This is a genomic window from Streptococcus sp. SI1 (genome assembly GCF_030439945.1).
GTDB classification, from domain to species: Bacteria; Bacillota; Bacilli; order Lactobacillales; family Streptococcaceae; genus Streptococcus; species Streptococcus intermedius.
In genome coordinates this window covers 24,582-48,266 of record NZ_JAQFJE010000004.1, presented here as the reverse complement: position 1 = coordinate 48,266, position 23,685 = coordinate 24,582, and the positions used below count along the sequence as shown (strand labels likewise).

General features: G+C 35.6%; 21 protein-coding genes and 1 pseudogene. 21 read left to right on the top strand and 1 reads right to left on the bottom strand.

What is annotated here, in order from left to right; all coding sequences use genetic code 11:
* Positions 1–16 precede the first annotated feature (16 nt).
* The 20 genes and pseudogenes from PCY10_RS06175 to PCY10_RS06080 all read left to right on the top strand — a co-directional run bounded on the left by PCY10_RS06175 (position 17) and on the right by PCY10_RS06080 (position 21,033).
* Complete coding sequence (locus PCY10_RS06175) at positions 17–520, top strand: GNAT family N-acetyltransferase (protein WP_021003309.1); 504 nt, start codon at positions 17–19, stop codon at positions 518–520.
* Positions 521–523: 3 nt separating this feature from the next.
* A complete protein-coding gene (locus tag PCY10_RS06170; protein ID WP_021003308.1) occupies positions 524–1,030 on the top strand; it encodes a GNAT family N-acetyltransferase in 507 nt (168 codons plus the stop codon).
* 4 nt (positions 1,031–1,034) lie between these two features.
* Positions 1,035–1,640 carry an anaerobic ribonucleoside-triphosphate reductase activating protein gene (gene nrdG / locus PCY10_RS06165; protein ID WP_003075255.1) on the top strand — a complete coding sequence of 202 codons (606 nt, stop codon included), beginning with the start codon at positions 1,035–1,037 and terminating at the stop codon, positions 1,638–1,640.
* 174 nt (positions 1,641–1,814) lie between these two features.
* Positions 1,815–3,260, top strand: a complete 1,446-nt coding sequence (locus PCY10_RS06160) for an LCP family protein (protein WP_021003307.1) — start codon at positions 1,815–1,817, stop codon at positions 3,258–3,260.
* Positions 3,261–3,262: 2 nt separating this feature from the next.
* On the top strand, positions 3,263–3,994 hold the full coding sequence (cps4B, locus tag PCY10_RS06155; protein ID WP_009569635.1) for a capsular polysaccharide biosynthesis protein Cps4B: 732 nt from the start codon (positions 3,263–3,265) through the stop codon (positions 3,992–3,994).
* 8 nt (positions 3,995–4,002) lie between these two features.
* Positions 4,003–4,698 (top strand): Wzz/FepE/Etk N-terminal domain-containing protein, encoded by a 696-nt coding sequence (locus PCY10_RS06150; RefSeq protein WP_003075250.1) that lies wholly within the window; start codon positions 4,003–4,005, stop codon positions 4,696–4,698.
* Positions 4,699–4,708: 10 nt separating this feature from the next.
* A complete protein-coding gene (locus PCY10_RS06145; RefSeq protein WP_021003306.1) occupies positions 4,709–5,401 on the top strand; it encodes a tyrosine-protein kinase in 693 nt (230 codons plus the stop codon).
* A 24-nt stretch (positions 5,402–5,425) separates the two neighbouring features.
* Complete coding sequence (locus PCY10_RS06140) at positions 5,426–7,234, top strand: nucleoside-diphosphate sugar epimerase/dehydratase (RefSeq protein WP_021003305.1); 1,809 nt, start codon at positions 5,426–5,428, stop codon at positions 7,232–7,234.
* Positions 7,235–7,268: 34 nt separating this feature from the next.
* The gene (locus PCY10_RS06135) at positions 7,269–8,528 is read left to right on the top strand and encodes a DegT/DnrJ/EryC1/StrS aminotransferase family protein (protein ID WP_301558947.1); all 1,260 of its coding nucleotides are present in this window, start codon (positions 7,269–7,271) and stop codon (positions 8,526–8,528) included.
* Positions 8,529–8,550: 22 nt separating this feature from the next.
* Positions 8,551–9,246, top strand: a complete 696-nt coding sequence (locus tag PCY10_RS06130; RefSeq protein ID WP_041787609.1) for a sugar transferase — start codon at positions 8,551–8,553, stop codon at positions 9,244–9,246.
* Positions 9,243–10,079, top strand: a complete 837-nt coding sequence (locus PCY10_RS06125; protein WP_021003303.1) for a glycosyltransferase — start codon at positions 9,243–9,245, stop codon at positions 10,077–10,079. The genes PCY10_RS06130 and PCY10_RS06125 overlap by 4 nt, the downstream gene beginning before the upstream one ends.
* Positions 10,080–10,910 (top strand): phosphorylcholine transferase LicD, encoded by an 831-nt coding sequence (locus PCY10_RS06120; RefSeq protein WP_021003302.1) that lies wholly within the window; start codon positions 10,080–10,082, stop codon positions 10,908–10,910. It begins immediately after the preceding gene.
* Complete coding sequence (locus PCY10_RS06115) at positions 10,900–11,814, top strand: glycosyltransferase family 2 protein (RefSeq protein WP_021003301.1); 915 nt, start codon at positions 10,900–10,902, stop codon at positions 11,812–11,814. Before PCY10_RS06120 ends, PCY10_RS06115 begins: the two co-directional genes overlap by 11 nt.
* A gap of 72 nt (positions 11,815–11,886) precedes the next feature.
* Positions 11,887–13,176 (top strand): O-antigen polymerase, encoded by a 1,290-nt coding sequence (locus PCY10_RS06110; RefSeq protein WP_041787607.1) that lies wholly within the window; start codon positions 11,887–11,889, stop codon positions 13,174–13,176.
* Positions 13,177–13,251: 75 nt separating this feature from the next.
* Entirely contained in the window at positions 13,252–13,974 is a 723-nt protein-coding gene (gene ispD, locus PCY10_RS06105) for a 2-C-methyl-D-erythritol 4-phosphate cytidylyltransferase (protein ID WP_021003299.1), read from the top strand.
* A gap of 5 nt (positions 13,975–13,979) precedes the next feature.
* A pseudogene (locus PCY10_RS06100) lies at positions 13,980–15,040 on the top strand (NAD-dependent epimerase/dehydratase family protein).
* Positions 15,041–15,057: 17 nt separating this feature from the next.
* Complete coding sequence (locus PCY10_RS06095) at positions 15,058–16,464, top strand: polysaccharide transporter (protein WP_021003297.1); 1,407 nt, start codon at positions 15,058–15,060, stop codon at positions 16,462–16,464.
* Positions 16,465–16,674: 210 nt separating this feature from the next.
* Entirely contained in the window at positions 16,675–19,215 is a 2,541-nt protein-coding gene (locus PCY10_RS06090) for a YSIRK signal domain/LPXTG anchor domain surface protein (RefSeq protein WP_021003296.1), read from the top strand.
* 98 nt (positions 19,216–19,313) lie between these two features.
* Positions 19,314–20,000, top strand: a complete 687-nt coding sequence (locus PCY10_RS06085; RefSeq protein WP_003029545.1) for a response regulator transcription factor — start codon at positions 19,314–19,316, stop codon at positions 19,998–20,000.
* Between the two features lies 1 nt (position 20,001).
* Positions 20,002–21,033 carry a cell wall metabolism sensor histidine kinase WalK gene (locus tag PCY10_RS06080; protein ID WP_003075227.1) on the top strand — a complete coding sequence of 344 codons (1,032 nt, stop codon included), beginning with the start codon at positions 20,002–20,004 and terminating at the stop codon, positions 21,031–21,033.
* Positions 21,034–21,074: 41 nt separating this feature from the next.
* On the opposite strand, the gene PCY10_RS06075 is transcribed toward PCY10_RS06080, so the two are convergent.
* Complete coding sequence (locus tag PCY10_RS06075) at positions 21,075–21,833, bottom strand: MurR/RpiR family transcriptional regulator (protein WP_021003295.1); 759 nt, start codon at positions 21,831–21,833, stop codon at positions 21,075–21,077.
* Positions 21,834–21,989: 156 nt separating this feature from the next.
* Here PCY10_RS06075 and PCY10_RS06070 point away from each other — a divergent pair, with 156 nt between their 5' ends.
* Positions 21,990–23,684, top strand: coding sequence for a PTS transporter subunit EIIC (locus tag PCY10_RS06070; protein ID WP_021003294.1), 1,695 nt, complete (start codon positions 21,990–21,992; stop codon positions 23,682–23,684).
* The last annotated feature ends 1 nt before the right edge of the window (position 23,685 follow it).

Sequence of the window (23,685 nt, the reverse complement as noted above, 5' to 3'; positions counted from 1 at the left end):
CTATCAGGGAGAAAAAATGGAATTGAGAAGACCGGGGCTAGAAGATAAAAACGCTGTGATGGCTCTCATAATGGAATTTGAAAATTCAAATGCCGCACACGATGGTGGTTTTTGGAACAAGGAGGATTTTGATTATGAAGATTGGATTGCTGGGAACCGAAATTCAGAAATGGGTCTCAATATTCCTGATACTTGGGTGCCAGCTATACAATTTGTCGGGTTTGATGAAGGACAAGCAGTTGGTTTTTTAAATTTGCGCCTGAACCTAAATGAATACTTACTCGAACACGGTGGTCATATAGGCTATAGTGTTCGTCCATCTATGCAAGGGAGAGGCTATGCCACTTCGATGCTGAAAGAAGGACTTCTTGTTGCTGCTTCAAAGAATATTCACCAAGTACTGGTGACTTGTGCAGTAGATAATCCAGCTAGTAGAGCAGTAATTTTAAAAAATGGTGGAATATTGGAAGATATACGACATGGAACAGAGCGTTATTGGATGGACTTAGATAAGGAGTAGTGTATGGAGTTACGAAGACCGGGATTGGCAGACAAGACAGCAATACTTGAAATGATTGCAGAATACAAAGAGCAGGGGCTTCCCATGAATGGCGGGGTAGAAAGCGCTTGGGCACGAGCAGCAAACTATGAAGATTGGTTACAAATTAATCGTGATCAAGAAGCGGGCTTGCATTTGACAGAAGGGCGTGTTCCGGCAATTTTGTTTACTTCCTTTGATTCGGACGGTCGTGCATTAGGTTTTTTAGGACTTCGTATGACACTAAACGATTTTTACGCAGAGTTAGGAGGGCATGTTGGCTATGGCATTCGCCCTAGTGAGCGGGGGAAAGGGTATGGTAAACAACAATTAGCCTTGGCTTTACTTGAAGCCAAAAAATTAGCGCTCTCTCCCGTTCTGATTACTTGCGATATGGATAATGCTGCTAGTCGAGCAGTGATTTTGGCCAATGGTGGAGAGTTGGAAGATGTACGAGCTGGGAAAGAGCGTTATTGGATAGAGTTGGGGTAGAAAAATGACATGGAATACACCGAAGCCAGGTGAGTGGAAAAGCGAAGAGTTAAGCAAAGGACGTATTATTGACTATAAAGCCTTTAATTTTGTGGATGGTGAAGGGGTGCGTAATTCCCTCTATGTCAGCGGATGCATGTTTCATTGTGAGGGCTGCTACAATGTAGCGACCTGGTCTTTCAATGCTGGGATTCCTTATACGCAAGAGCTAGAAGAGCAAATCATGAAAGATTTGGCTGAGCCCTATGTTCAAGGTCTGACCTTGCTAGGAGGAGAGCCTTTTCTGAATACTGGAATTCTCTTGCCCTTAGTCAAGCGTATTCGACGAGAGTTGCCTGACAAGGATATTTGGTCTTGGACAGGTTATACTTGGGAAGAGATGATGTTGGAAACACCAGATAAACTCGAACTTCTTAGTCTCATTGATATTCTGGTAGATGGTCGTTTTGATAAGGCAAAACGAAATCTCATGTTACAATTTCGAGGCTCCTCTAATCAGCGTATTATTGATGTACAAAAGTCTCTTAAAACTGGAGAAGTCATCATTTGGGATCGATTGAATGATGGCACAGAAAGTTTTGAGCAGGTTAATCGGGATAAAACAGAATAAAACTATAAAATGGCATGTTCTTAATTGAAATGAGAACTGCTTTTTATTTTTTGGATGTTTAGAAAATAAGATAGATGGCAGAAACTTTACAGAAAGATTGCAATTTTTAAATATTATTTAAAAGTTAATTCTTTTATGCTCTAATGGGTTAGATAATGTACATAGGAGTTTATAATGCCAAAAAAGAGGTCACATCGTTATAGGAAACAAGGTAGAATCTTTAACCTTGCTCTCTTAGTTGTGTTTGTATTGTTAGCAATCTTACTCGTTTTTTTCATGTTTCGGTATAATATTCTAGCATTTCGATATTTGAATGTTTTACTATCCACTTTGTTAGTAGCTGTAGCATTAGGAACTAGTTTTTTAATTTTCAAAAATAAAGCGCGTGTCACAACGACGATTATATTGCTTTTAGCTATTCTAGTAAGTTCAGGTGCTCTATATGCCATTAAAGAAGTGTTAGATTTGTCTAATGGGCTAAACGCGACATCAAATTACTCCGAATATGAAATGAGCGTGGTGGTGCCAGCGAATAGCAATATAAAGGATATCAGTCAAGTGAAAACTGTTCTAGCACCAACGGGAAATGATGCAAATAATATCAAAACATTGACAGATAATGTAGCCCAAACTAAGAAAGTTAATTTGGCGGTTGCTCAATCCTCTTCTTATCTAGCAGCTTATAATTCTTTAATGAATGGTGAAGCTAAGGCCATGGTTCTAAATAGTGTTTTTGAAAGTGTTATCCAAAACGAGCATCCCGATTACGCTTCAAAAATCAAAAAAATCTATACTTACAAAATTAGTAGAAAAATTACAAACGCTCAGTCACCAGCAACAAATAATAATGTCTTTAATATTTATGTCAGCGGAATTGACACTTATGGCCCGATTTCATCAGTTTCCCGTTCAGATGTCAATATTATTATGACAGTTAATCGCAAGACTAAAAAGGTACTGTTAACAACAACACCGCGTGATGCTTATGTACCGATTGCTGATGGTGGCAACAATCAAAAGGATAAATTAACACATGCTGGCATTTACGGTGTGGAAGCATCTATTCATACGTTAGAAAATCTTTACGGAATCAAAACAAACTATTATGTTCGACTGAATTTCACTTCTTTCCTTAAATTGGTAGATTTGTTAGGCGGTATTGATGTTTATAATGACAAAGAATTTACTGCTGCAAATGGCAAGCACTATGCTGCGGGAGATATTCATTTAGATTCAGAACAAGCATTGGGATTTGTTCGAGAGCGTTATGCATTAAGTGGTGGAGATAACGATCGTGGTAAAAATCAAGAAAAGGTCATTGCGGCAATTATTAAAAAGTTGACTTCCACAAGTGCTTTGAAGAATTATAATGCGATTATTTCAGGATTACAAGATTCAGTTCAAACCAACATGAGTATTGAAACGATGATGAATCTCATTAATACCCAGTTAGAAACTGGTGGTAGTTATACGGTTAGCTCGCAAGCGGTTACCGGAGAGGGAAGAGTAGGTCTTCCGTCTTATGCTATGCCAGATGCGAATCTTTACATGATGGAATTAAATCAAGATAGTTTGAATGCAGCCAAAGCAGCAATTCAGAAAGTAATGGAAGGTAAATGAGATTGATTGATATTCATTCGCATATTGTATTTGATGTGGACGACGGTCCCAAGACACGTCAAGACACGCGAGAGCTTTTGACGGAAAGTTATCGCCAAGGAGTCCGAACGATTATTTCGACTTCTCATCGTAGAAAGGGTATGTTTGAAACGCCTGAAGAAAAGATTGCGGCGAATTTTCATGAAGTTCAGCAAATCGCTAAAGAAGTGGCAGATGATCTCACTATTCTCTATGGTGCTGAAATTTATTATACTAGCGATATCTTAGAAAAACTTGATAGAAAAATCATTCCAACTTTAGGTGGGACGAGTTATGCTCTAATTGAGTTTAGTATGATAACACCATATAGAGATATCCACAGCGCGTTAAGCAATGTTCTGCGTTTAGGAATTACACCAGTTGTAGCCCATATTGAGCGCTATCATTGTTTGGAAAACGATGTAAAAAAGGTGCAGGATTTGATCAACATGGGTTGTTATATGCAAATCAATAGCTCCAGTGTACTAAAACCCAAGTTATTTGGCGAGAAATATAAATTCATGAAGAAGCGAGCACAATTCTTTATGGAACAGGATTTGGTCCATTTTGTAGCAAGTGATATGCATAATTTAGGGCCACGCCCTCCTTATATGGAGGAAGCCTATCACATCATTTCTAACAAATATGGCAACGCATATGCAGACCAGTTATTTCGTAAAAATCAAGAAATATTATTAAAAGATGAATTAATTTAGGAGAAAAAATGAAAAATCAGAGTAATCAAGCAGTAGAAATTGATATCTTGTCATTAATTAAAACCTTATGGAGAAGAAAGTTTATTATTGTAGTGACAGCATTTGTGATGGCTATTTTCGCTTTAATCTACAGTACTGTTATAGCAAAACCATCTTATAGTAGTACAACACGTATTTATGTTGTTAATCGTCAGCAAAACGATAATTCTACGCTTAACCAGGATTTACAAGCTGGAACATACTTAGTTAAAGACTATAAAGAAATTATTTTATCTCAAGATGTATTAACTAAAGTAATTGCAGATTTGAAATTGAAGCTGCAACCAAGTGAATTGGCTAAAAAAATCAATGTTACTGTTCCAACAGATACACGAATTGTATCTATTGCTGTTTCAGATGGTAATGCTGAAGAAGCTGCTCGCATTGCTAATAGTGTTCGTCAAGCTGCGGCAGAGAAGATTATTGCTGTAACAAAAGTAGCGGATGTTACGACGCTAGAAGCAGCAGAAGCACCAAAAGAACCTTCCTCTCCAAATATTAAACGAAATACTTTGATTGGTTTTCTTGCAGGAGGCATGCTTATGTCTGTTATTAGCATTGTTGTGGAAGTTTTAGATGATAGAATAAAGAAACCAGAAGATGTAGAAGAAGTAATGGGAATCACTCTGCTTGGAGTTGTTCCGAATATGAATAAGCTAAAATAGGAGAAAAGGAATGCCAAGTTTAGAATTAGTGAAAAGTAAAATCAGAGAATTAAGAAAATCAGAGGAGTATTATAATGCTCTGCGAACCAATGTCCAACTTAGTGGTGATAATATTAAGGTTATTGCAATCACTTCAGTTCAGCCTGGTGAGGGGAAATCAACAACTTCCACAAATCTAGCTATCGCTTTTGCTCGTTCAGGTTATAATACCTTGTTGATTGATGCGGATATCCGTAATTCCACAATGTCGGGGGCCTTTAAAGCCCGTAATAAGATTACAGGCTTGACAGATTATCTAGCTGGTGCAGCCGATTTATCAAACGGGTTGTGTGAAACAAATATTGAAAAATTATTCGTGATTGAAGCAGGGCAAAATTCTCCAAATCCTACTGCACTTCTTCAAAGCAAGAATTTTGAAATGATGATTGAGATTTTACGAAATCATTATGACTATATTATTATCGATACTCCTCCTATTGGGCTTGTGATTGATGCAGCCATTATTGCTCAAAAATGTGATGCAAGCCTTTTAGTTGTAGAAGCCGGTAACGTGAAACGTAAAGCATTACAAAAAGCAAAAGAGCAGCTAGAGCAGACTGCAACTCCGTTTTTGGGAGTTGTCTTAAACAAATATGATGTTCAATTGGACAAATATGGTTCATATGGTAATTATGGAGATTATGGAAACTACGGAAAGAAATAGGATTTGGATAAGTAAGGAAAGATTATGGAATTAACGAGAGCACAAAAACGAGTTATCTTGATGATAGTGGATGCCGCTTTACTATATATAAGTGGTTATATAGCTTATTTTTTCTTGTCTGAGTATATAGAGACATCAAATGATATGCTGTTTAAAACACTCTCTTCCATTGTCGTAATTTACCTTCTTTTAGGTTTAATCACACGTGTATTTTCAATTATTAATCGTTACACAGATTATAAGACGTTAAGTAAAATTTCTCTTATTCTACTGGGAACTTATCTCATTACAGCTCTAGTGGAATTGTTTTTATCCATAACCATTAGTTATCGTTTTCTTTTGCTTAGTTGCATGTTTTCTATTCTATTTACGATATCAATCAGATTAGCTTGGAGAATGTGGCATAGCTTAAAGAATGGAGTGAATTACGAAGAAGTTACAAATTTAAATGTTCATAGGACATTAGTGGTCGGCGCGGGAGACGGAGGAAATCTTTTTATTACTACTGCGCTAAAAGACTCGCCAGATTTGAAAATCGTTGCGATTGTCGATAAAGATGTAAAAAAACAAGGTTCTTTTTTACATGGTGTTAAAGTTGTTGGATCTGATGAACAAATCCCAGAAATTGTAGCAAACTATGAAATTAACCAAATTGTTATTGCGATCCCCTCTTTGAAACCAGAGGAATATGAACATCTTTTAGAACTTTGCAAAAAAACAGCTGCTAAAGTTAGCACTATTCCTAAATATGAAGAAGTTGTTACAGGGAAACTGAGTGTCAGTAAACTACGAGAGATTGATATTGCTGATTTATTAGGGCGCAAAGAAGTAAAACTGGATCAAACAAGTTTAAATTCAAATCTCAAAGGCAAGACCGTATTAGTGACAGGAGCTGGAGGTTCTATCGGTTCAGAATTATGTCGGCAAATTGCTCGCTTCTTTCCTAAAAGGCTATTACTTTTAGGGCATGGCGAAAATTCTATTTATGTGATACATAAAGAGCTGCTCGCACAATATAAGGATACCATTGAGATTGTTCCAATCATTGCAGATATTCAAGATAGAGAGCGAATTTTTAAACTGATGGAGACTTATCATCCAGATCGTGTTTATCATGCTGCCGCTCATAAACACGTTCCTTTGATGGAGTATAATCCAACTGAAGCAGTCAAGAACAACATATATGGTACAAAAAATGTAGCGGAAGCCGCTAAAGCAGCTGGAGTTGCTAAGTTTGTTATGATTTCGACAGATAAAGCCGTCAATCCTCCAAATGTTATGGGAGCCACTAAGCGAGTTGCTGAAATGATTGTAACAAGTCTGAATGAAGAAGGGAAAACACTTTTTGCTGCTGTTCGATTCGGAAATGTTTTGGGTAGCCGTGGTAGTGTTGTTCCACTATTTAAAGAACAAATTGCCAAAGGCGGCCCTATCACAGTAACTGATTTTCGTATGACACGTTACTTTATGACAATACCAGAAGCTAGTCGTTTGGTTATTCAAGCAGGAGCTCTTATGCATGGGGGAGAGATTTTTGTATTAGATATGGGAGAACCTGTTAAGATTTTGAACTTAGCTAAAAAAATGATAACTCTAAGTGGTCACACTGAAAATGAAATTAAGATTGTTGAAAGTGGTATTCGCCCTGGTGAAAAATTGTATGAAGTATTACTGTCTTCAGAAGAACGCAAAGCAGAGCAAATCTATGAAAAAATATTTGTTGGAAATGTTCATGCTTTGTCAAAAGAAGAAGTGGATGCTTTTATCTGCTCGATTTCCAATCTTGATGGACAAGAGCTGAAAGAAAAATTGGTGCACTTTGCACAGCAGTAAAAAGATTTAATAGCACGAATATGTAAGGGAAATGATGATTATAGATTTCAAACCATTTGAAGAAAAAATATGGCTTTCATCTCCAACAATGCATGGGGATGAATTAAAATATATGACCGAAGCATACAATACAAATTGGATGTCAACTGTTGGTCAAAATATCAATGAAGTAGAATCTTCAATATGCAAAAAAGTTGGTTGCAAATACGCGGTTGCTCTTGCTTCAGGAACTTCTGCTCTGCACATGGCAATAAAGGCAGCAGGGATAAAACATGGCGATAAGGTCTTTTGCTCGACTGTTACTTTTGGGGCTACAATAAACCCCATAGTATATGAAGGGGCTATTCCTGTTTTTATTGATAGTGAATACGATACATGGAATATGGATCCAGCAGCTCTAGAGAGAGCTTTTGAAGTTTATCCAGAAGTAAAAGTAGTTGTACTTGTCCATCTTTATGGAGTTCCCGCTAAGATTGATGAAATAAGGAGCATCTGTGAAAAATATCAAGCGATAGTTATTGAAGATGCTGCGGAATCTCTAGGTGCTTCGTATAAGGGTATTCAAACAGGTTCCTTTGGTGCATATAATGCTATTTCGTTTAATGGGAATAAGATTATTACGGGATCATCTGGGGGAATGTTTTTAACAGATGATTTAGAAGCTGCAAATAAAGTGCGTAAATGGTCGACTCAAGCACGTGAAAATGCTCCATGGTATCAGCATGAAGAAATTGGGTATAATTATCGTATGAGCAATGTCATAGCTGGAGTAATTCGTGGACAATCTCCTTATTTAGAAGAACACATTGCACAAAAGAAAGCAATCTATCAACGTTATAAAGAAGGATTAAAAGACCTACCTATCAGCATGAATCCATATGATGAAAAAAAGAGTGAACCTAACTTTTGGCTAAGTTGTTTATTAATTGATGAACAGGCAATGTGTAAGCAAGTAAGAGGCGAGAAAGAGAGCCTTTATATCTCTGAGGAAGGGAAGAGTTGTCCAACAGAAATTTTAGAAACGTTGGGACGCTATAATATTGAAGGTCGTCCAATTTGGAAGCCAATGCATATGCAGCCTATTTATCGGAACCATGATTTTATTACTCGTGAAGGGAATGGTCGAGCAAGGACAAATGCCTATATAGTTGGGGGAGATAAAGGAGAGGATGGCTTGCCTTTAGATACTGGTATGGATCTATTTTGTCGTGGGTTATGTCTTCCGTCCGATAACAAGATGACTGTAGAACAACAAGATGTCATCATCGAGATAATAAAAAAGTGTTTTAATTGATTGAATTAGGAGAGTAATGTTCATGTCGCCTTCAAACAATTATTATGAAAAATATTTTAAACGTTTATTTGATTTTGTATGTTCATTAGTTGCTATTATTCTTTTTTCATGGTTATTTTTAATCATCGGTTTGTTAGTAAGGATTAAATTAGGATCTCCAGTCTTATTTAAACAAGCTCGTCCTGGCAAAAATGAAAAAATTTTTAATATGTATAAGTTTCGTACCATGACAGATGATCGTGATGAGACAGGAGAGTTATTACCTGATGAAATCCGCCTAACTTCTTTTGGGAAATGGCTAAGGAGTACTAGTTTAGATGAGTTACCAGAACTTTTTAATATTCTAAAAGGCGATATGTCTTTTGTAGGACCGCGCCCTTTATTGGTTCGAGATATGGTATTTATGACAGAACAACAACGAGAACGCCATTCTGTTAGACAAGGCTTAACGGGTTTAGCTCAAATCAATGGGCGAAATAATATTTTGTGGCAAGATAAGCTTGAGTGGGATGCAAAATATATTAGGCAAATTACTTTTTTGGGAGACTTAAAAATTATTCTGCAAACAATTCATACAGCCTTTATAAAAAGAGAAGGGATTACTGACGGAGATATGGCTACTGCGGAAGATTTTGGAGAGTATTTGTTGCGTACAGGAGTTATATCTGAAGAATATTATAATCAAAAACAAGATGAAGCAAAAGGACTACTCAAATGAAAAAATATAGTGTTTTGATGTCTCTCTATAAAGATGAAAAACCAGAATATTTTCGTTTAGCTATAGATAGTATGCTTAACCAAACCTTACAACCAGATGAAATTGTTATTGTGAAAGATGGTACACTGCCTTCTGAATTAGAAGTAATCTTAGAAGAATACGTTATGTGTTATCCAAAGATCATGCATGTTGTTGGATATGAACAAAATCAAGGTTTAGGAGTAGCGTTAAATTTTGGAATAAGACATTGTAAAAATGACCTAATCGCAAGAATGGATACGGATGATATTTCTACGCTAGATCGTTGTCAGAAGCAAATTGAAATATTTGAAAAATTTCCTGAAGTTGATATCGTAGGTGGGCATATTGCAGAGTTTATCAATGAAACGACAAATATTATTAGTGTTCGAAAAGTTCCACTTACACATGAAGAAATTACAATATACTTAAAAAAAAGATGCCCATTTAATCATATGGCAGTTATGTTTAAAAAAAGTGTTGTAATGGCTGCAGGGAATTATAAAGAATGGCATTTTAATGAAGATTATTATTTGTGGATTAGAATGCATCTGCTTAAAGCACACTTCTACAATTTAGACTCGATACTTGTATTCGTTCGAGTAGGAGATGAAATGTATAGTAGAAGAGGTGGGAGAAATTACTTTAAGAGCGAAAAAAATCTTCAAAAATTTATGTTGTTAAAGGGCTTAATATCTAAAAAAGTTTATATAGTTAATGTATTACAGAGATTTATAGTCCAAATAGTATTGCCCAATAAGGTACGTGCTTGGGTATATAAAAAATTGATTAGAGAAAAAGTAGGAGATATTTAATTGCAAGAGCTTATATTGAAAGAGGTTCAAAAAATCGCATTAAGCTTGTTAATAGAGTTTGATAACATTTGCAAGGCGCAATCATTAAGATATTCCCTTGGTGGTGGAACTTTACTTGGTGCTGTGAGACATAATGGATTTATCCCTTGGGATGATGATATTGATGTAATGATGCCACGCCCAGACTATGAGAAATTTTTGAAATACTGTACAGAAAACCTTCCTCCATTTGATGTTCTTTCATATCAAAACAATTCGAATTATACAAATTTATTTATTAAAATAGCCGATAGACATACCAAAAGTTCGGATGGTAGAAAAGAACTAGAAGATAATATAGGTGTTTGTATTGATATTTTCCCAATAGATGGACTTGGGGACAGCTTTAAAACAGCTTTAAAAAATTTCAATAGAACAAAATTTCGCCGCGAGCTATTGGTTGCATCTAAGTGGAGAAAATTTTTCAAAAGTAAAACTCGTCCTATTTACTTTGAACCAATCCGACTTGGGATGTACTTAATAAGTAGGTTTGTAAACAAGCAGAAATTGTGTGTATCTATTGACGAATCAATAAAAAGTATAAAATTTGAAAATTCAAGATACTCTGGTTGTGTAAGTGGTAGTTATAGAGAAAGAGAAATAATGAGGACGGAAACTTTTGTAAATTATACAACACTTAGTTTTGAAAATAGAGAATTTGATGTAATTTCAGATTATCATGAATATTTGAGACAGCACTATGGCGATTATATGAAGCTCCCTCCTGTTGATAAAAGAATAACACACCACTCTACACAATTTTATTGGAAAATAAATAAAGATGAAAAATAATATCGCAGTACTTATGAGTACCTATAATGGAGAAAAGTATTTAAAGGCACAATTAGACAGCATTTTTAATCAAACTAGTCAAAATATTGTGCTATTTATTCGAGATGATGGTTCGTGTGATAGTACCTTAGAGATCATAAAATCATATAATAATAAAATAGTTCTTTTGGAGAACAACGAAAATCTTGGAGTTGGAAGTAGTTTTATGGAAACACTTTATAAGGCTGGTTTGGATTTTGATTATTATGCATTTTGTGACCAAGATGATATTTGGCTAGTTAATAAAATAGAGAAGGCGGTTTTAGAGTTAGAGAAATTCCCTCTCCCTACACTATATTGTTCTAATCAAACTTTAGTAGATAAAGAGCTAAATAATTTAGGATTAAGACATAAAAAAACGATTGATACCAGTTATTTGCAAATATTAACAAGCAATCAAATTACTGGATGTACAATGGTATGGAACAATCAGTTACAAAAACTGTTAGTTTCGAAAGATCGGAGGCCTTCGAAGGAACTGCTAGAAGTACGTATACATGATGTTTGGGTTTCAATGGTAGCAAGTATAGCAGGGAGTATAGTCTATGATTCTAATTCATATATATTATATAGGCAACATGAAAATAATGTTGTTGGTGTGAAAAAGAGAAATCTAATTTTAAACTGGGTTCAAAAACTTGGTGATTCTAGTAAGAGAAAAGGAAGAAGTCGCTTAGCTACAGAGATTTTAAATAATTATCGTCAATTTATTAATGATGATATAGCAGCAGAGTTAGAATTGTTATCGACTTATCAGAATAGTTTTAGAAAAAAAATATTACTTTTACAAAATAAAAAAATTTTTCGCTTGACAACAGAGCCTAAGTGGAGTGTTTTTGTTAAAATTTTATTTAATCTTATATAAAACTTTATTCTAATAGTAATATAATTTTACTGATATGATTATGTTTTAATACATTTTGTCAAGTGAGGAGCCATGATTTATTTTTTACTTATAATACTATTTACTTTAGCGACTATGGATGTATTCCTTTGGAGAAGTTTTGTGAAACCAAGCATGATTTTAGTGCTTTCTTTCCTATTTTCTTCTATATTGATATATATTAACTATAGACAATGGGATGTAATGTTATCCACAAAGTTTGTTTTTTATGTATTGTCGGCTATATTCTCCTTTTTATTTGCTGGTTTTTTAGTTCGTATTTTTTGTAGGAAAAAAGATAAAAATTACGAAGGTGTGCTAAAAGAATTGGACTTAAATACACATCCCAGTTTGTTTATATTTTTTATCACTATTATATGTGCAGTTATATATATTATTTTAAGTTTAAAAGATATTCAAATATCTTTTAATCTAGGGAATGTCTTATCTCAGATATATTATAAAAATGTTCAACATAATGGTTCGAATAGTTTTTTTGCGAATCAAATGATGGAAATTATAACAGGGATTGCTTATATTAGTTTTTTTCAAATTTTATCCGCAAGATATATTGTAAAAGATAGAAACAGACAAACATTAAATTATATAAACATTCTTACATTTTTATTTATATGCATAGTATCAACTGATAGGAATATTTTTTTACGTTTTATAATATATGCTTTTGTACTATGGATTCTTTTCTATACAAAATCAAATCAAGCTAGTATAAAAAGTCTTAATTGGAAAATAGTCAGGAAATCTATATTTTTAATAGCAATAGTAATTGTATTATTTTATTATTTTGGAAAACTTAAAAATTATACTTCAGATTTTCAACGTGTACTAGGAATTTATGGTGGTTCTGGATTATATAATTTCAACTTATTTATTAATAAATTTATACCAACCAATTTAAAATATGGTGCTAGCACATTGAGAACTCTAAGTGATACTTTAGGAACAATTGGAATAATGAATACCCCTGGAGGAACGACATCAATATTTTCAGAATTTATTGCTTTTCAATCTAGTACAGGGTTTGTTTATATTTCTAATATATATTCAGCTTTAAGGCCGTTTGTAGAAGATTTTGGTTATTGCGGAATGTTAATATACCCATTTTGTTTAGGTCTGTTGTTTGAATGGCTATATGAAATTGTTCGGCGGAAAGCATACAGTTTTTTCTGGATTTTTTATTCGTATAGCATCTACCCATTGGTTTATTTTGCAATTGAAGAACAGTTTTTTCGTAGGCTTCATTTGGGGACAATTTATGAAATCAGTTGGATAGCTATTTTTTATATTATTCTTGTGCAACGCAAAATACGATTCAAAATTTAACAATATAAACAATTTTAATAGTGATAAGGTTATAATTATTATTTACTTATAGTATTTTAAGAAGGAGATTAAAAAATGACAAATTCGGCTCTTATTTTTGCAGGAGGGACAGGTAGTCGTATGAATACAAAAACTAAACCTAAACAGTTTTTAGAACTTCATGGAAAACCAATCATTATTCATACACTAGAACATTTTGAAAGACATTCGGATATAGATGATATTGTAGTTGTTTGTCTTGAAGATTGGATTGATTATTTAAAAGAATTATTAATTAAGTTTAAAATTAAAAAAGTAGTAAAGGTTGTTTCTGGAGGTGCAACAGGCCAGATGTCGATTTTTAATGGATTAAAGGCTCTGATGGAACAACGTCATGTAAGTGATGGTTTCGTATTGATTCATGATGGAGTTAGACCGCTTATAAATAGTGATTTGATTTCAAAAAATCTTCAGAGTGTTCAAAAATTTGGAACGGCAATAACTGTCAAGCCTGTAATTGAAACGGTAATTCAAGTGGATAAGGATGGTATGATTGATAATGTGATTGATCGTTCTACTTGTCAAACGGCTGTCGCCCCCCAAACTTTCCTTTTGTCAGAGATTTATAATTTACATTTAAAAGCGCAGGAAGAGGGAATAATTGATATGACTGATTCAGCTACCTTAGCACGACGCTATGGTCTCTCTTTACATACAGTTATGGGGAATAGTGAAAATATAAAGATTACAACACCATCTGATTTTTATATTTTTAGAGCAATTTATGAAGCTAGAGAAAATGCACAGATTTTTGGATAAAGAAAATGAAGTATAATAAAATTTTGCAGGAAGATGTTCAGGCTTTAGCAAAAAACAGTCCTATTTTGAAAGAATTAAAAAATGTGACTATTTTGGTAACTGGTGCAACTGGTCTTATTGGTGGTCAGTGTGTTTTTACTCTATTAGAATTGAACCACCTGTTTGATGCCAATATTGAAGTCGTAGCTCTAGTTAGAAACCTGAGCAAGGCAGAAAAAATCTTTCATTCATTTTTGGAGGATGAACACCTTCAGCTTATTGAAGGAGATGTTCTTGCGCCAGTAGAGATAGAGAGCAACATTGATTATATCATCCATGGAGCTAGTAGTACAGATTCAGTTTTTTTGTTCAACATCCTGTAGATACGATTGCAGTTGCAGTTAAGGGTACAGAAAATTTGTTAGAATTAGCTCGAAAGAATCGCGTTCGTAGCATGATTTATTTATCATCACTAGAAGTTTATGGAATAACAAATCCTAATGTAGACAGTATTTCGGAAAATGATTATGGTTATTTAGACCCAATAAGTGTTCGTAGCAGTTATTCTGAAGGAAAACGGATTGCAGAATGTCTATGTATTGCTTATTTGCAGCAGTATCAAGTGCCTGTTCGAATTGCACGTTTATCCCAGACATTTGGACCAGGTGTTGACTATAAGGATAAGCGAGTTTTTGCTCAATTTGCTCGCTCTGTAATTGAAGGACAAGATATTGTTTTAAAAACACGTGGAGAGACTGTTCGAAATTACTGTTACACAAAAGATGTAGTTAAAGCCCTTTTCTACATAATGTTAGAAGGGCAAGTTGGTCAAGCTTATAATGTGGCTAATAAAGACACGGCAATATCTATTCGGGAAATGGCAGAGCTGGTTCTTAAACGAAACGGAAACAGTTGTTCTCACCTTATCTTTGATATAGCAGAGGATATAGAAAAATTAGGTTATAATCCTACGGTGAAAATCCGCCTGAATACCGAAAAACTTGAAAAACTTGGTTGGACGGCTGAGGTGAATCTTGAAACTATGTTTGACAAGTTAATTCAAAGTATGAAGATAGATAGAGAATAGCAAGAAAGGAGAAGAAATTGCCCCAAAAATTCAAAACAATTCTAGCTAATTTTTCTTATGTTATTGCTTCTAATCTGTTGACGGTATTAGTGTCTTCTTTAGTTGTATTGCTTTTACCTAAAATCATGGGGGCGAAGGAATACGGCTACTGGCAGCTTTATATTTTCTATCTGTCTTATGTTGGCTTTATCCATCTTGGTTGGGTAGATGGCATTTATCTTCGTTATGGAGGATTAGAATATCAAAGATTAGATAAAGAAAAGTTTTTCTCGCAGTTTCTTATGCTAACTGCATATCTTGTATCCGTTAGTTTATTCCTTTTAGCTGGGATTTTTTTCTTTATCAAAGATACAGATAGTCGCTTTATCTTTATGTTATTGACCTATACTATGATGGTTACAAATGTCCGCTATCTCTTTATTTATATTCTGCAGATGACGAATCGTTTAAAAGAAAGTTCATATGTGGTCAGTGGAGATCGCTTCTTATATCTCCTATTACTTGTATTATTGATTTGTTTGGGCTTTCGAAATTTTAAAATAATGGTATATGCTGATTTGGTAGGTAGAATTATGTCGCTTCTGTATGCGATGTATTTATGCAGAGACATCGTTCTTCATCCGCTAAATAAATTTCAGTTAAATATCAATGAGATGGTAACTAATATTGGTGTTGGAATCAATCTTATGTTGTCTAATGTAGCTAGTATGCTAATTATTGGAACAGTCAGAATGGGAATTCAAAGAATTTGGGATATTGCTACTTTTGGAAAAGTTTCTTTAACTTTAAGTATTTCCAATCTACTTATGACATTTATAAACGCTGTCGGTTTAGTAGTATTTCCTATTTTGAAGCGAACTGAAAACGAAAAGTTACCCAAAATTTATGACGGCTTACGTAATGTTCTTATGGTACTTATGTTTGGTGTGTTGTTGCTGTACTACCCTTTAAAAATAGTGTTAGATATGTGGTTACCAAACTTTAAAGAATCCTTAGTATTTATGGCACTAATTTTTCCGATGTCTGTTTATGAAGGGAAAATGGCCTTGTTGATTAATACTTATCTGAAAGCCTTACGTATGGAGCGACAAATTTTTAAAGTCAATGTTATTGCTATGCTCTGTAGTTTTGGAAGTACCATTATTTTTGCGATTTGGTTAAGAGAATTAAATTTAACGGTTCTATCTATTATATTTTTATTAGCTATTAGAAGTATTTTGGCAGAATTAATTTTAGCAAAGCGCATAGAAATTAATGTTGTCAAAGATATTCGCCTAGAATTATTGCTTACCTTGATTTTTATTGCTTCCAGTTGGTACCTTCCTATTTATCTTGCAGCTGTTGTATATGGAACAGCTTATCTTGTTTACAGCGTCTATAAATATCAGAGTATAAAAAAACTCCTAAAAACCTTAAGAAATTAGATGAATACAATTCAAGTTAAGGATTTAGTTAGGTACTGGACATGACTAAATTTTTCTATACCCCTAGTATATCAAAATATGCGAATATCCTATAGATAAGCAAGAAATAATGTTTATTTAAGAAAAATTTTAACTTCTCCTTACAGATAGTTAATAGGAGCTTGCTATACTTTAGTCAACCATTAAAAATAAATCAAAGGAGTAAATAATATGGTTGACAAAAATCATCGTCCAAATAATGAAAGATATACAAAATGGTCTATTCGCCGCCTGAGCGTAGGTGTGGCTTCGGTTGTTGTAGCAAGTGGGTTCTTTATTCTCATTAGTAATCCTGTAAATGCACAAGTTGGTTCGCAAAACAAGGTGGTGACAACAACCCCTTCAAATAGTCCGACAGACTTGCAAAAGCCGATAGTAGATGCTAATACAAAACAAACTGAAAAATTAACAACTGATAAGAAAGAAACACCAGATACAACGAAGCCGTCACAAGAACAAGCTGGCAAGATAAGTCAAACACCAGATAAGCAAGTTCAAGAGCAGAAAGAAGTTACAAAAGAAAACAAAGTAGGCAAAACAATTGCGGAGGTTGCTAAGGAAATTCAAAAAGCAACTGAAAAAGTAGTAAAAGAAGTTGCTCCAAAAGAACGAGAAGATACTTCATTGGATCAAGTGAAGCAATCAGTTGCAGATAATATTAAAAGTAATATCAATGTTCCTGCCTCTTACCTTGATAATGCTACTTATCCAGGACCATTTACAGCAGGTGTGAATCAAGTAATTCCGTATGAACTTTTTGGTGGAGATGGGATGTTAACACGTCTTCTCCTCAAATCATCAGATGGTGCGCCATGGTCTGATAATGGCACAGCAAATCATGCAGGCTTGCCTCCTTTTGCTAACATTCCGAAGGGTAAGTATTTTTATCAGGTATCGCTTGGAGGAAATGCTGCAGGCAAGCAAAATAAAGAATTGTTGGATCAATTGAAAGCGAACGGTACACAAAGTTACACCGCTACCGTAACAGTTTATGGTTCAAAAGATGGTAAAGTTGACTTGAGCAATGTGATTGCGACTCGTCAAGTGACGATTAACCTTAATAGTTTGAAATCTAAAGCAGATCCTTCATTAGAGCAAGCGAAGAAATCTATTTCAGAAAATATTAAAGAAAGTACGGATGTCCCAGCATCCTTCTTACAAAATGCGAACCATCCAGGCCCATTTACAGCTGGTGTGAATGAAGTAATTCCGTATGAACTCTTTGGTGGAGATGGGATGCTAACACGTCTTTTACTCAAATCCTCAAATGGAGCGCCATGGTCTGATAATGGCACCGCGAATCATGCAGGCTTGCTTCCGTTTGCAGGCATTCCAAAAGGCAAATATTTCTACCAAGTTTCATTGGATGGTAATGCAGCAGGCAAACAAGGTAAGGCGCTTTTAGACCAACTGAAGGCCAACGGAACTCATACTTATACTGCTACTGTTAAGGTTTACGGTGCAACCAAAGATGGCAAGGCCGACTTGAACAACGTGATTGCGACTCGTCAAGTAAAATTGAACTTAAATGGTACAACAACAGCGGACCAAATTAAGAAATCCGTCTCAGAAAATATTAAAGAAAGTACAGATGTCCCAGCGTCCTTCTTACAAAATGCGAACCATCCTGGCCCATTTACAGCTGGTGTGAATGAAGTGATTCCATATGAACTCTTTGGTGGAGATGGGATGTTAACGCGCCTTCTACTCAAATCCTCAAATGGAGCGCCATGGTCTGATAACGGTAAGGCAAATCATCCAGGTTTGTTGCCACTAGCAGGCTTGGGTAAAGGTCAATATTTCTACCAAGTTTCATTGGATGGCAATGCAGCAGTCAAACAAGGTAAGGCGCTTTTAGACCAACTGAAGGCTAATGGAACTCATACTTACACTGCGACTGTTAAGGTTTACGGTGCAAAAGATGGAAAAGCCGACTTGAACAACGTGATTGCGACTCGTCAAGTAAAATTGAACTTAAATGGTACAACAACAGCAGACCAAATTAAGAAATCCGTCTCAGAAAACATTAAAGAAAGTACAGATGTCCCAGCATCCTTCTTACAAAATGCAGTCTTTCCAGGACCATTTACGGCTGGGGTTAACCAAGTAATTCCGTATGAACTTTTTGGTGGAGATGGGATGTTAACACGTCTTTTACTCAAATCTTCAAATGGAGCACCATGGTCTGATAACGGTAAGGCAAATCATCCAGGTTTGTTGCCACTAGCAGGCTTGGGTAAAGGTCAATATTTCTATCAAGTTTCATTGGATGGCAATGCAGCAGTCAAACAAGACAAGGAACTGTTAGAACAGTTAAAAGCCAATGGGACTCATTCGTATAAAGCAACTGTCACAGTTTATGGTGCAAAAGATGGAAAAGCTGATTTAAGCAATGTCATTGCAACCAAATCTGTCACAATTAACCTCAAAGGTGAAAAGAGAAATGATCCTTCAGATCAAAAACAAGAAGGTCAAAATAATCAAACACCAAGTCAAGGTAAAGCAGCAGATCATAATGGTAATAAGCACTCAGCTAAAGGCGCAACACCTTCTGCGACATCTTCAAAAGGTGGACAAGCTAAAACGAGAAAAAAATCACTTCCTAATACAGGCCAAAAATCTTCTCTTGGTTTGACAGTTCTAGGGCTTCTTGGATTAAGTACAGCAGCTATTCTAGCACTTGTCGGCATGAAACGCAGAGAAAAGAAATAATTCTCGCACTTTGTGAGCGATAACGCTTGAATCAAGTATAGAAATAGTGTTATACTTTTTCATGGTATAACACTATTTTTTACAATAGAGGTAAGAAAATGGCAAAGAGAATTTTATTAGTAGATGATGAAGTAGAGATTACCGAGATTAACAAACGTTATTTAATACAGGCTGGTTATGAAGTGAATGTAGCGCATGATGGGCAGGAAGCCTTAGAGATTTTTCAGAAATATTCGATTGATTTGATTATTACAGATATTATGATGCCCAATATGGATGGCTATGATCTGATTGGGGAAGTACAATACCTTTCTCCAGAGCAGCCTTTCCTTTTTATCACGGCTAAAACATCTGAGCCAGATAAGATTTATTCTCTCAGTATGGGGGCAGATGACTTTATCACCAAACCTTTTAGTCCGCGGGAGTTGGTGTTACGAGTCAATAATATCCTACGTCGCATTCACCGTAGTATGGGAACGGAAGAAACACTGCAACTGGGTGATCTGGTGATGAATCACGAAACGCGCGAAGTAAGTGTTCATGATCGTCCGCTAGATATCACCATCAAATCGTTTGAGTTGCTATGGATTCTTGCTAATAATCCTCAACGTGTTTTTTCTAAAACAGAGCTTTATGAAAAGGTGTGGCAAGAAGACTTTGTGGATGACACAAATACGCTCAATGTTCATATCCATGCTTTGCGGCAGGATTTAGCGAAGTATAGTACTGAAAAAACGCCCACTATTAAGACTGTTTGGGGATTGGGCTATAAAATAGAGGTTTAAAATGAAATTAAAACACTTTATTATTGTGGGGTATCTCATTTCCACAACTATCACAGTTGTTGCAATTGTTTGGTCAGTCAATACCATGCTAATTGCAAGAAGTGATATTTACTTCATTATTGGAATCAGCATTTTAGCAAGTATTACAGGAGCATTAGTTAGTCTCCTTCTCTTGAGCCGCATTTTTCTATCTTTAGATAAATTAAAACAGCTCATCAAAGGTATACCGAATAAGAAATTTGAAACGGTAAATACTATTAAAAATCCAACTGAATTTAAAGAATTAGCAGATGCCTTTAATGAAATGTCAACGGATTTACAAAATACTTTTGCTTCTTTAGAAGAAAGCGAGAGAGAAAAGGGATTGATGATTGCTCAGCTTTCGCACGATATTAAAACCCCTCTGACATCTATTCAAGGAACGGTTGAAGGAATGTTAGATGGTGTTATTACGGCAGATGAGCAGCAATATTATCTTAAAACCATTAGCCGTCAGACAGATCGGTTGAATAAGTTGGTGGAGGAGTTAAGCTTTATCACTTTGAATACGATGAGTCGGCCAGATGTACCGCTTGAAAAAGAAGAAATTTTTCTGGATAAGCTGTTGATTGACATTATGTCCGAATTTCAGCTATTGATTGATAAAGAAGATCGAGACATTCAAATTTCTGTTCAGCCAGAATCAGCTAAAATCATGAGTTATTATGATAAGTTATCACGAATTATTCTTAATCTGGTCAGCAATGCTTTTAAGTATTCAGAGGCTGGAACGAAGTTGAGTATTGATGCAGTGGTTGAAAATCATCGGTTAAAAATTAGTGTTACAGATGAGGGACAGGGAATTCAGCCAAATGAGCTAGAAAATATATTTAAACGGTTGTATCGCGTGGAGTCTTCACGCAATATGAAAACTGGTGGACACGGTCTAGGGCTTTATATCGCCCGTGAACTAGCTCATCAATTGGGTGGCGATATCTTTGTAAAAAGTGAATATGGACAAGGTAGCAGTTTTTCTCTTGTAGTAGATTTATAAAAAATAGAGCGAGATAGACTATAGGAATGAGTATTCCTGGTCTATCTCATTTTTTGTTGTTCAGATAAGATGACTTCAAAAAGCAGATTTCCGACTAAATTGAACATCAAACGTGAGCGTAGTTTTTCGCGCTTTTTGGGAGCATCATAGACAAAAATCATATGATCACTGATTTTAGAGAGAAGATGGTTTCCTAAAGTAGTGATTGTAAGAACAGTTGCCCCTTGTTCTTTTGCCTGTAAGATACTGTGGTTAACGTCCTTGTTGCTGCCGCCGAGCGAGAAGACAATAATCACATCTTTTTGTGTGGCAATATCTTTAATCCTATCAATACTGTATTGCTCGAAGTAGTCATTAGACCAAATGTTGATAAGTTTTAGTTTTCGATTAAAATCAGTCATAGCCATATAACTAGATCCTACTCCGATACAGAAGATTCGTCTGGCTTCGAGAATTTTGTGGGCAAAGATTTTAAAATCTTGTTCAGATAAGATGGATAGGGTATGTTCAAATTCAACATGGATTTGTTCTTTTAATTGTTCAAAAGAAGTGCGCTCTAACTTGGTTTGATTTTTTTTCAGCTCTTTTGATAAACGCAGATCATAACGTAATTCATTATAAGTTTGATAGCCTAACTTTTTACAAGCACGAATAATGGTAGATGAGGAGATGAACAATTCGTTGGAAATGGTTTTCAGCGTAAGAGATTCAATTTCTTTCTGACGCATGAGGTAGTCAATGACCTCTTGTTCGTTTACAGATAATCGATCATAGTGTTGTTTTAAATTTTTTAGAAACATATAGCCTCTTTCTAATTGTCGTTTAAAATAAAACGTTTTCTAGTAAAATTTTACCGAAATAGTAAAAAATAATCAAGATAGAAACTTCTGTTCAAAAAAGCGTTTTCAAGTTTATTTTTGTTAAAATGAGAACAGAAAACATAAGGAGTATAAAAGATGAAAGAGAAGAATAAATTTATCTCTGCCTTTGAGCAATTTGGACGCTCATTCTTACTCCCTGTTTCGGTCTTGCCCGGTGCAGGGATTATTCAAGGTATTGGTACAGCTTTTACCAATGAAAACACGCTTAAGATGTTCCCATTCTTGAACAATGCTATTTTTCAGTTTGTCATGAAATTTTTCATTGCACTTGGTGGTACAGCTTTTAGCAACTTGCCTGTTATTTTTGCAGTCGGAGTTTCAGTTGGTCTTGCAAAACGGGAAAAAGGATCGGCAGCTTTATCTGGTTTGTTAGGTTTTCTTGTTTTGCACAACGTTTTGAATTTCTTGTTGAAAATCAGTGGAAGGCTGGTCAATACTGCTAACTTATCAAGCGGTGCAGCCAAACTTGCCCTGTCAAATGCCATGCAGACAAAAGTCCTCGGGATTCAAACCATGGACCTCAGTGTGTTTGGAGGGATTATCGTTGGGGTTTCTGTCTACTTCATTCACAAGTGGGCTGTGAAGCAAGAATTGCCAACTATGATTGGCTTCTTCAGTGGCCCACGTTTTGTACCAATTGTCACTATGGTGGCTATGTCCTTTGTGGCTATCGCAATTTTCTTTATTTGGCCAACTATTCAAGCAGGCATTAGCGCAGTGTCTATCCTCGTTTTGAAGTCAGGTCCGATTGGTACTTTCTTATATGGATTGATTGAGCGGGCTCTCTTGCCGTTTGGTTTACACCATGGCCTCAACTGGCCGGTTCGTACGACAGAGCTTGGTGGCTCATGGACAATTGGTGGTAACCATGTCGTCGGTACGGTCAATGCCTACCTTGCTTCTTTAGCAGATTCTTCGATCAAGTCTATTGACCCATCTATTACGCGCTTCAATGGTGGTAAATTTGTTTACTTCATGTTCGGTCTTTCTGGGGCTGCTTATGCTATGTACAAGACTGCTTCTCCAGAAAAACGTAAAGTAGCAGGTTCGCTTCTCTTTGCAGCAGCTGGAACTTCATTCTTGACTGGTATTACAGAGCCAATCGAATTTACTTTCCTTTTTGTGGCACCAATGCTTTACGCTGTGCACGCTGTTTTGGCAGGTTCTGCTTTGTTTGTTATGCACATGCTGGGTGCTGGTGTAGCAACTCCTACCGGACATGGTTTCATTAACCTTGTAATCTACGGTGTGTTGCAAGGGCCTAAAACGCACTGGTGGCTCGTCTTCTTAGTAGGTATCCCTTATTTCTTCCTTTATTATTATGTTTTTAAATTTATGATTTTGAAATTCAACTTTAAGACTCCAGGTCGAGAAGATACGGATGAAGTCAAGTTGGCAAGTAAGCAAGAAGCGCGTGGTAAATACGGCTTGAAGATTCAAAATGTCGGTCAAGCAGCTCCGCAGGATACAGCACCTACTCCAGAAAAATCTGAAGGGAAAGAACTTAGCAAGCAAGAAAAAACGCACCAACAGGCTCTCGGTTTGATTGCAGCACACGGTGGTTCAGAAAATATTGTTGATGTCAATGCTTGTATCACTCGTTTGCGGATTGATGTCAAGGATAAATCATTAGTGGATAAGGATACGATTGTCAACCAATATGAAGCACTTGGTTTTGCTGAAAATGGCATGCAAATGCAATCTATCTATGGTGCTTATGCCAATGTTCTCAAAATGGAAATCCAAGACATTCTAGGTTTAGAGGAATAGC

Bases quoted from the DNA above. Each gene is read 5' to 3' on its own strand.
- PCY10_RS06125 (WP_021003303.1), top strand. From the start codon at position 9,243: ATGAAAAAATATAGTGTTTTGATGTCTCTCTATAAAGATGAAAAACCA.
- PCY10_RS06135 (WP_301558947.1), top strand. From the start codon at position 7,269: ATGATTATAGATTTCAAACCATTTGAAGAAAAAATATGGCTTTCATCT.
- PCY10_RS06170 (WP_021003308.1), top strand. From the start codon at position 524: ATGGAGTTACGAAGACCGGGATTGGCAGACAAGACAGCAATACTTGAA.
- PCY10_RS06115 (WP_021003301.1), top strand. From the start codon at position 10,900: ATGAAAAATAATATCGCAGTACTTATGAGTACCTATAATGGAGAAAAG.
- nrdG (WP_003075255.1), top strand. From the start codon at position 1,035: ATGACATGGAATACACCGAAGCCAGGTGAGTGGAAAAGCGAAGAGTTA.
- PCY10_RS06160 (WP_021003307.1), top strand. From the start codon at position 1,815: ATGCCAAAAAAGAGGTCACATCGTTATAGGAAACAAGGTAGAATCTTT.
- ispD (WP_021003299.1), top strand. From the start codon at position 13,252: ATGACAAATTCGGCTCTTATTTTTGCAGGAGGGACAGGTAGTCGTATG.
- PCY10_RS06145 (WP_021003306.1), top strand. From the start codon at position 4,709: ATGCCAAGTTTAGAATTAGTGAAAAGTAAAATCAGAGAATTAAGAAAA.
- PCY10_RS06175 (WP_021003309.1), top strand. From the start codon at position 17: ATGGAATTGAGAAGACCGGGGCTAGAAGATAAAAACGCTGTGATGGCT.
- PCY10_RS06090 (WP_021003296.1), top strand. From the start codon at position 16,675: ATGGTTGACAAAAATCATCGTCCAAATAATGAAAGATATACAAAATGG.
- PCY10_RS06150 (WP_003075250.1), top strand. From the start codon at position 4,003: ATGAAAAATCAGAGTAATCAAGCAGTAGAAATTGATATCTTGTCATTA.
- PCY10_RS06080 (WP_003075227.1), top strand. From the start codon at position 20,002: ATGAAATTAAAACACTTTATTATTGTGGGGTATCTCATTTCCACAACT.
- PCY10_RS06110 (WP_041787607.1), top strand. From the start codon at position 11,887: ATGATTTATTTTTTACTTATAATACTATTTACTTTAGCGACTATGGAT.
- PCY10_RS06075 (WP_021003295.1), bottom strand. From the start codon at position 21,833: ATGTTTCTAAAAAATTTAAAACAACACTATGATCGATTATCTGTAAAC.
- PCY10_RS06140 (WP_021003305.1), top strand. From the start codon at position 5,426: ATGGAATTAACGAGAGCACAAAAACGAGTTATCTTGATGATAGTGGAT.
- PCY10_RS06085 (WP_003029545.1), top strand. From the start codon at position 19,314: ATGGCAAAGAGAATTTTATTAGTAGATGATGAAGTAGAGATTACCGAG.
- PCY10_RS06130 (WP_041787609.1), top strand. From the start codon at position 8,551: ATGTCGCCTTCAAACAATTATTATGAAAAATATTTTAAACGTTTATTT.
- PCY10_RS06070 (WP_021003294.1), top strand. From the start codon at position 21,990: ATGAAAGAGAAGAATAAATTTATCTCTGCCTTTGAGCAATTTGGACGC.